This window comes from Streptomyces sp. UH6, assembly GCF_013421635.1.
Lineage (GTDB): Bacteria > Actinomycetota > Actinomycetes > Streptomycetales > Streptomycetaceae > Streptomyces > Streptomyces abyssomicinicus.
Genome location: NZ_JACADT010000157.1, coordinates 1 through 8538, shown reverse-complemented (window position 1 = coordinate 8538; position 8538 = coordinate 1). Strand labels below are relative to the sequence as shown.

Below are 8538 nucleotides of genomic sequence, written 5' to 3'. Positions count from 1 at the left end.
GCCTTGTCCAGCAGCGGCCCGAGCCCCTCGGCGAACCGCTCCAGGTCCCGCCGCACCTGGTCGAGGTCGTCCCGTGCACGGCTCAGCTCGGCCCGCGCACGGCCGACCGTGGCCGCGTCCAGGTCGTCCCGGTCCAGGTCGTGCGCGTCGATCGCCTCGATGTACCGGTGACTGACCTCGTCGACCCGCCGCCCGAACTCCTCGAACGAGGCCAGCGCCCGACGCGCCTCGGGCGAGTCGTCCACCGCCCTTATCGTCTCCACCGTCAGCCGCAGGTCCCGCTGCGCGGTGTCCAGCTCGTAGAACGCCTGCGCCGCCGCGTCCTTCGCCTCCTGCGCCTGCGCCCGCCGGTCCTCCGTCCGCCCGCCGAACCAGCGCCGCGTCCCACCCCCGGCGAACGCCGCGGCCAGCACCGGCGCCAGCAACCACGGCAGCGCCATCAGAGCCACCGCGTCCCTGACCGGCCCGTGCGCCCACGACTTGTCCGACACATCCACTCCCCGTCACCGCCGGGCCGACCCCGCCATTCTCCCACCTGTGTCGACGCACCACACGGCCCGGCAGTTCACCCCTCGGACGGACGGCTTGCGGGAGCGACCGAGCGGCAAGGTAGGCTGTCGGCCGTATTGTCCTGCGCGCGTAGCTCAGCGGTAGAGCGCCGCCCTTACAAGGCGGATGTCGGCGGTTCGAAACCGTCCGCGCGCACCAGGGAAAAGGCCCCCGCGAGTACCAGTCGCGGGGGCCTTTGACGGCAGCGGTTGACGGCAGTCCCCTCTACCGGCGGCGCTTCAGCAGCCGGTCCATGTGGCTCATCGCCTCCCGCCGGGTGTCGTCGTGGACGTGGGTGTAGATGTTCATCGTCACGGCGATCTGCGAGTGCCCGAGGATCTCCATCACGGTCCGCGGCGCTACGCCGGCCGCGAAGAGCAGCGAGGCACAGCCGTGGCGGGTGTCGTGCAGGCGCACCTTCGGCAGCCCGGCCGCCTCCGCGATCCGCAGGAAGGACCGGTAGAGGTTCCGCGGCTCGATCGGCCGGCCGTTCCGTGTAGTGAAGACCAGGTCACTCACGGGCCAGCTCTCCCCGGCGGCGGCCCGCTGCGTTCCCTGGCGCAGACGCTGCCACCGCAGCGGAGCCACGCACATCAGCGGGATGGGGATGACCCGTGAGCGCCGGTTCTTCGTGGTGTCGAAGTACAGCGCCGTGTTGTCCCTGTGCAGCGTGGTCCGGACCGTCAGGGTGCGCCGGTCGAGGTCCACGTCCTGCCAGTGAAGACCGAGGATCTCGCCGCGCCGCATCCCGAGCGCCACGGCCAGGACGAAGGCCGGGTAGAGCGGATCGGTCCGGGCCGCCTCGAGGAACGTCAGAGTCTCGTCCAGCGTCCAGGGCCGCAGCTCCCGGGAGTCGACCCGAGGCGCTGGCACGAGCTGTACGACGTTCCGGCTGATCAGCTCCTCGCGGCACGCCGCCGTGAGAGCCGTGCGCAACACCTTGTGGGACTCCTTGGCGGTGGCGGCCGACGCCTGCTCGGTCACCCCAGCGAGCATCCGCCGGACGTTCGCGGTCGTGAGCGACTCCAGGCGACGGGTCCCCAGGAGCGGCAGAAGGTACAGCCGCACGTGCATCTCGTACTTCGCGTACGTGGTGCGCTTCCGATGGGGCTTGATGTACTCCTCCAGCCAGTACGGCAGCCATTCGGAGAGCTTGGCGGAGCGGGAGGGCGTCGGGATGCCCTGGCGGTCCCGGCGGACGAGCTCCTGGCGCTTCTCGTCGCACTCCTCCCAGGTCGCTCCGTAGACCGTCTTGCGCTTGCGGGTGCCGTCCGGCTGCGGGACGTAGACGCGGGCCTCGAAGCGGCCGTCCTTGCGCTGCCAGATACTGCCGGCGCCGTTGGGGTTTCTCTTGCGGGGCATCAGGCGGCGTTCTCCTCGATCTGTGCCTGGATGAAGTCGCGCAGGCTCTCCGGAGTGACCCGGCGAGCGCGGCCGACGGTGAAGCTCGCCAACTGGCGAGAGCGGATGAGGTCGTAGACCTTGCTGCGGCTGAGGCGCAGAGAGGCCATGACCTCGGGGATGGTGAGGGCTTGGGGTGCTGTGGACGTGGCCGAGCGCACGACGTACCTCCTGAAGAGGTGAGGGGCCTCCCGGCCCCTTCCTGGAAGTCCGCTACTTCCGCTACCTCCGCTACCACGCAGGTCAGAGCCGTGATCGAGGTAGCGGCAAGGGGTAGCGGTAGCGGATGGGTGCCGCTACCGGCCCGGCGGTGCGGACGCGGGCCGGTAGCGGGTGTGACGAGTGAGGTAGCGGAGGAATCGGGGGCTGCCGCTACCGTTCGCAGGCTTCTGAGCTGGCCGGTAGCGGAGGTAGCGGAAGTAGCGGAGTCTCAGGGGGTGGGGGGCAATAGCGCGCCCACGCGTCGGTGAGATCCGCCGCGTAGTAGCCCTTGAGGACCCCGGCGCCCGACTTGATGTTCCGGGCGGTGACCGGGGTGTTGTCACTGGTCATGTACTCGCGGAGCATGCGGGCGAGGCCGCGGGCGTCGAGCGGCCTGCCGAGCAGGTCACCCCAGGGGGCGTCGTCCAGGCTGTGGAGCCGTTCGAGGATGGCGACGGTCGGCAGGCGGTCGATGCCGTTGAGGACCTGGTCGCGGAGATCGGTGAGGAGCCGGATGCCTAGCGAGCCGCGGTCGTCCTGCTTGGTCGCGGCGACCAGCTCGACGCAGGCGGCTCGGGCCCGGGCCGGCCAGTCGCCCCCTGCGGCGTCGGCGACCGCGAGCAGCGGCTCCCACACGTCGGCCGGGCGGTCGGTGACGTCCGCCGGCATCTCGGGGAAGACGCCGTCGACCAGGTGTTTGATGGCTTCGGCCCAGGCGGCGAGTCGGTCGCGGAGGGCGTGACCCTGCTTCTCGTGGATGCGCTGCCGGTAGGGCTCCACGCGTTCGTTGCGCGCCCGGCGGCGCATCCGGATCACGATCGACCGGGACAGGATGGTGTCCGGAAGCGAGCCGAGCCCGGCGACCGCGACGGCGCAGTAGGACGGGAAGGCCTGGACGGTCTGGTTGCCGCCGTCGCCGATGCAGCGGTAGGTGACGCCGGACCGTCGGTGTCCCGCGTTGAGGAAGCCGCGCAGTTCCTCGTTGTCACCGGCCTTCGGGCCGAAGACGGTGTCGATCTCGTCGAAGAGGATCGTCGGCCGGCCGTTGCTGCCGGACACGGCCCGGAAGAGAGCTGCGGCGGTCGCGTTGACGGCCACCATGGGGCGCGGGGTGAGCGTCTCCACGATCTCCAGGGCCCGCGACTTGCCCGAGCCCGGTTCAGGGGACAGGAAGGCCAGCCGGGGGGTGGAGTCGAAGCAGTCGAGCAGGTGGGCGTGAGCGTCCCACAGGGTGACCGCGACGTAGGCGGCCTCCGTGGGGAAGACGTTGAAGCGTCGGTGGAACGCCTCCACCTGGTCCAGCAGCTCGGCGCCTTCGGATGAAGAAGGGACGCCCTGACGGGCGGCGTTCGCCGAGTCGCCTACGGACGTCGCGTCCGTAGGCGGTGTGGCGGGGATCGGCTCGGCTGGGGTGCCGGTGGTGCAGTCCAGGGCGAGGGGTTCGAGGTGGCCGGTCACGCTGCCGTCCTCGGGGTGGCGTGGGCGATGACCCAGTCGAAGGCGCTGCGGATCGTCGTGCGGCACTCGGCCGACGGCAGTCCGGTAGCTTCCCCCGCCGCCTGGATTGCCTTCTCCGCCGTCTGGCGCGGAAGGTCGCCCCAGGCGACGAAGCGGGCGACCTTGCAGGCGCTTCGGTGCAGGGTGTTGTTGCGGCCCTCGGATCCACCCTCGGACGCGGCGGCGATGACGGCGCACTCCCGCTCCAAGGCGACCTGGGCGGCCCGGGTGCCGTCGCGTACGGGCGTCGGCGCGATGTGGGCGGGGCCGGTCGCCGCGGTGAGCTGTTCGGTCAGCCAGTCGGGCAGCGGAGCAACCGGCAGATCCTCGGTGACCTCGTAGAGCCCGTCCGACGTGACACTTCCGGGGGCGACGACGTATCCGCCCCAGGCCCTGGTGTCGATGTGCGCTCCGAGTCGGTTCACGCTGTTCTTGAGGCGGGTGCCGGACGGCGCGGTGAAGTACAGGTGGTGCCCGCCTCGCGCGGTCCGCACCCGGTAGGTGGCCGGGACGGCCTGCCCGGCGCGCTCGCAGAGCGCCTGGAAGGAAGTGGCGCCGTCAGGCGCTCCTTCGGGTTCTTCCGGCTTCCGCACATCCAGGTCGACGACCAGGAGCCCGGCCGGACCGGTGGCGATGCCGACGTTGTACGGGCGGGTGGACCAGGCGGCATGGATGAGGTCGACGTCGAGTGTGGCGCGCTGCTCGGGCTTGAGATGCCCGTTCGCGCACCGCCCGGTGCCGGGGCAGTTGCGCTCGGGGTGTCCGGCCGGCCTTTTGCTGCCCGGGTGGAGGGGAAGGACGGGCCAGCCTCTCTCGGCTGCCGCGAGGGCGGACGCCAGACGGGGCAGGCAGTGCAGGTCGGCAGTGAACACATCGGACGGGTCGTGCATGCTGGAGGTCTCCAGTTCTCATGGCTGGTGAGGAAGGGCGGCCCGAGGCTTTGGCGAGACGAGGGCCGCCCTTCGCTGTGCGCAGGGCTCTCTGCTGAGGCCCTTCAGTGGTGGTTGATCGTGCCGCTGGCCTTACCGAAGAGGCCGGTTGCGGTGATGTGCTGGGTGATCTGCGCCGGGCCGGTGGAGCGCCGGCCGCCGCGCAGGATGAGCGGAACGGCCACGGCTGCGGCGACGAGGAGAGCTGCGGCGGCCCAGAGGGCGTGGCTCATGGCGATCAGTCCCGGGGCTGCGTAGGAGAGACCGACGGAGGCGGCGGCGATGCCACCGCCGACGGTCGGGGCGAGCAAGGCGGTCGTCTTGGCCCAGGCGGGGATCGGCTGCGCGGACGGCACGGCCGTGAACGGCTCTGAGGCGGTGGGCTGCTTGGTGTACGCGAGGGTGCGAATGCCGCTCGGCAGGGTGACCACCTGAACGCCGGGCGGCAGTTCCTCAGGCAACATCGGCGACCGCTCCCACCCGAGGCCGTGGGCCATGTGCCCGGTCGGCAGCGGGCGGGCGGTGGTGATCTCGTACGGGGTGTCGGGGTGCACAACGGGGTCCCTTCAACACGCCGGGCAGCACCCCGTGGTGGGGCGCTGCTCGGGTCCTGTCTTGTCGTGCTGCTTGTCGTCCGCTTGTCGTGCGGCTTGTCGCTTGTCTTGTCTTGTCACTTGTCGCCTTGCAGGTCACAAGCCGTTTCCGGCCTTCCCAGAGCCACCCAGGACTGCGCCCGCAGGGATGGCCGACAGGCGACAAGCGCTCACACCGCGGGGCCTGTCAGTGGCTCTGGCTACTGTGCGGATTGCTCGGCCGGACGGAGATCGTGAGGGACTCGCGGCCATGGGGGGTGGGTATAGAAGGTCCCCGGCATCCAGCTCGGGACTGGAATTGGGATCCATGGCCCCACCCCCTTCTCCGTTCAGCCCTCGGCAGGCTTCTCGGGGGCGTGCCGTTGGTGGACGTAGCGGGCCTTGGTGCCCTCTCCGACCCGGACTGCGGTGCCGTCGGTGACCCAGGACTTGAGCCAGCCGACGACGGTCTGGCGGGTCGTCCCGTACTCGTCCGCCAGGGCGCGGGCGATCGCGGAGGCTCCGGTGCCCTCGGCGCCGGCCGAAAGCAGCAGGGCCAGCGCGGCGCGGTGCGCCGGGTTGTCCTGCTCGCGCTCGCCCCGGAGTGCGGACAGGTTCAGGCCCGTCCGAGGCGGGACGGCCGTGGCGTCCTCAGGGGTGTGTGGGTCGGGGGCGGTGGCGAAGTGGGCGTCGATCTCTTCGCGGAACTTGCGCGCCAGCTCGTCCGCGGGAAGGCCTCCGGCCGGGGTGCCGCCGTCGCCCAGGTCGCGGAGGGCGGCCAGGTTGAGGCCGCCTTTGGCGGCTTCGGTGTCCAGGGCCGGGGCACCGGGCTGGTGGGTGCGCATCCACTCGGTCCGGTCGGCGTCCCAGCGGCGTGCGTAGGAAGGGCCGGCGGCCTTGGCGGAGACGTCGTCCAGGTAGGGGTGTCGGTCGGAAGTGGCGGCGATGATGTCGCGGATCTGGTTGGGCAGGATCCGCCACGCCTTGAACAGAGCGCCGGGGGACTCAGGGGTGCCCATGAACCCGGCCCCCTTGTACGGGGCTTGGTCCACGCGCAGGCCGCGCGAGCCGGGGAACATCTTGCCCAGGTCCATGCCCTCGGTCTCGCCACCGGTCAGGGCGACGCGCACCTTGGCTTCCCGGCGGATCATGAGGTTGCCGAGCACGCTGCCTGTGGCGCCGAGCGCGGTGAGGACGGTGCGCAGGCCCATGGCACGGGCGATCCGGATGACCTCCAGGATCTTCTCCGCGAGCTTGCGCATCTGCCGGTCGCTGCTCGCGAGGATCTCCGCTCCCTCGTCGATGACCAGCATGATCTGCGGAATCCGCGAACTGACGGGCAGGAGATCGGTGTTGGCCTTGGCGAGCAGGTCCTGATAGGCCATCTTGCGGTGCTTGGCCACCTTCACCGCCACGTCCAGCATGGCCATGGCCTCGTCGTACGTTCCGGCGAGCCAGTCGACGCCGGGCCGTACCGGTGGCCCGTTCGTGCCGGTGATCTCGCCGTTGAGCGCGGGCAGCACCCAGGGGAGGCCGGCGCTTCCGGCGTTGAGGTCGATGACCCAGGTCAGCACGTCCTCGGCGCGGGCGAACCCCGCCAGGATGGTGTGCACCATGTTGGTCTTGCCGGACCCGGTCGGGCCGACGACCAGGGCGCACTGCTCCCGCAGGTAGGCGACGGCAGGCTCCGCGTTGGTGCGGAACCCCCACGGGATGCCGGACAGCAGCGACAGCGGCCCATAGTCCGCCGGGTAGGTCCGCTCTTCCTCGAGGACGTTGGCGGTGGTGACGTCGATGATGACCCGGCCCTGGTGGATGCCGGGGGAGGCGGTGGCGGTGCAGCCGTGCGGCAGGCGCGCGTCGGCCGACAGCCGCGGTGATTCTGCGGCGATCTTCATCCAGGTGGCTCCACCGGGCGGGAGTTCCGCGTCGACAGAGAACCCGGCCCCGGTCGGCCACTGCTCGACGGCCAGGACGCGGACGGTGATTCCGCAGACCCGCTGGATGCGCTCCACCCACTCCGCGGCGATCTCGCGCCGCTCGGAGGACAGTTCAGCCGAGATCTGCCGGTCCAGCCCGGCGGCGGTCTCCTCCTCGCGGGCCTCCTCGAAGAGGGCCGTTGAGCGGGCGGCGGCTCCGATGCCGACGCCGATTGTGGCCAGGGAGCCGAGCGCGGTCCAGGTGAGCGGACCGTGGGTCATGGCCCAGGTGGTCCACCCGGCGCCGACGAGCCAGGACGACGCCCAGGTGGCCAGCGTGCGGCCCGCGTTGCGCCGGCGGAGTCCGGCGACGGTGTGCCCGAGCGCCCCGGCCGTTCCGACGGCGAGGGCCCAGCCTGGCGGCATGGCGGTGGCAGCGCCGACGGTGGCGACGGCGAAGGCCCCGGTGGTGGCGGACAGGGCGCCGGTCACAGGTCCGTGACCGGCGGCCCAGTCCAGCACCGGGCCACTGCTCTGCTTGGCGGTGGCGGTGCTCATCTCAGACGTTCCAACCCTTCTCGGCGTCCGGGCCGTTGCGGGGGTCCTCGTGGCGGGCGATGTCCTGCGCGTGAACCTGGCGGAACAGCGGCCCCATGTCCTCGGCGACCGCCACGGCGCTCATCAGCGCGCCGAAGATGTCGTTGAAGCAGTCCGCGACCTCCTTCTCCAGGGGGAACTCGGAGTCGGAACGCTCGGCCAGGATCTTCATCACGTTCGCCACGCTGGTCAGCGCGGCGGGCAGCCCTTCGACCATGGCGAGGATCTCCATGGCGTTCTCGGGGTCGTAGGTGTTCGCGGCCTGCTCCATTTCGGCAGCGGCCTCTTCGAACCGGAAACCGGACACGTTCTCTCCTTCACTCACCTCGAATGCGGTGGCGGCGGGCACCCGGGAGGCAGGCCGCTCGACCCGGTCCCCGACGCACTCGCCGTCTTCCTGGTCGCTGGCCTCGGCGTCGGTCGCCTCCTCCTGCGCCTTCTGCAGCTCGCGGATCGACGCGTCGCGGGTCGCCCGCTCGTCGGCGGCCTGCCGGACGAGCCGCGCGTACAGGCGGCGGCCGGGGTGGACCATCCAGGCCCAGCCGAACTTCCGCCCCAGCGGACTGGTCAGGAAGCCGAGCACCCCGAGCGGCAGCGCGAGCAGGGCGGCGAGCAGACGCCGGCGCTGGAAGCGCGCGGCCGACTTTCGCAGTGCCTGCCGCGCCTCCTTCTTGATGGGCGCCTTGCGGACCATGGCGCGCTTCCCTTCGACCGAGGCACGGGCCAGCTGGTCCTGCTTCGCGCGGTTGCGGGCTATGGCTATGTCACGCCCGGACCGGACCCGGCGGGCGATGCCACCGAGCAGACCGCCGCCCGACTTCCCGCCGGCTTTCCCGGCCGCCTGGTGGCTCGCGGCCCGGGCCTTGGCGTTCC

General features: G+C 71.4%; 6 protein-coding genes, 1 tRNA gene and 2 pseudogenes. 1 reads left to right on the top strand and 8 read right to left on the bottom strand.

Annotation, left to right across the window (positions count from 1 at the left end):
- A pseudogene (locus tag HW445_RS11145) lies at window positions 1–440 on the bottom strand (hypothetical protein); the annotation flags it as partial.
- A gap of 193 nt (window positions 441–633) precedes the next feature.
- Here HW445_RS11145 and HW445_RS11140 point away from each other — a divergent pair.
- Window positions 634–708: transfer RNA gene (locus HW445_RS11140), tRNA-Val, on the top strand.
- 66 nt (window positions 709–774) lie between these two features.
- Here the strand turns inward: HW445_RS11140 and HW445_RS11135 are convergent.
- The 7 genes and pseudogenes from HW445_RS11135 to HW445_RS33500 form a co-directional block, all read right to left on the bottom strand.
- Window positions 775–1911: a site-specific integrase gene (locus tag HW445_RS11135; protein ID WP_180220862.1), complete on the bottom strand. Its 1137-nt coding sequence runs from the start codon at window positions 1909–1911 to the stop codon at window positions 775–777.
- Complete coding sequence (locus HW445_RS11130; protein WP_180220861.1) at window positions 1911–2111, bottom strand: helix-turn-helix domain-containing protein; 201 nt, start codon at window positions 2109–2111, stop codon at window positions 1911–1913. Before HW445_RS11130 ends, HW445_RS11135 begins: the two co-directional genes overlap by 1 nt.
- A gap of 211 nt (window positions 2112–2322) precedes the next feature.
- Complete coding sequence (locus HW445_RS11125) at window positions 2323–3456, bottom strand: DUF3631 domain-containing protein (RefSeq protein WP_218956841.1); 1134 nt, start codon at window positions 3454–3456, stop codon at window positions 2323–2325.
- Window positions 3457–3605: 149 nt separating this feature from the next.
- On the bottom strand, window positions 3606–4538 hold the full coding sequence (locus HW445_RS11120; protein WP_180220860.1) for a bifunctional DNA primase/polymerase: 933 nt from the start codon (window positions 4536–4538) through the stop codon (window positions 3606–3608).
- A gap of 104 nt (window positions 4539–4642) precedes the next feature.
- Window positions 4643–5131: a hypothetical protein gene (locus HW445_RS11115; protein ID WP_374939631.1), complete on the bottom strand. Its 489-nt coding sequence runs from the start codon at window positions 5129–5131 to the stop codon at window positions 4643–4645.
- 368 nt (window positions 5132–5499) lie between these two features.
- The gene (locus tag HW445_RS11110) at window positions 5500–7626 is read right to left on the bottom strand and encodes a hypothetical protein (protein WP_180220859.1); all 2127 of its coding nucleotides are present in this window, start codon (window positions 7624–7626) and stop codon (window positions 5500–5502) included.
- 1 nt (window position 7627) lies between these two features.
- Window positions 7628–8538, bottom strand: a pseudogene (locus tag HW445_RS33500) (hypothetical protein); the annotation flags it as partial.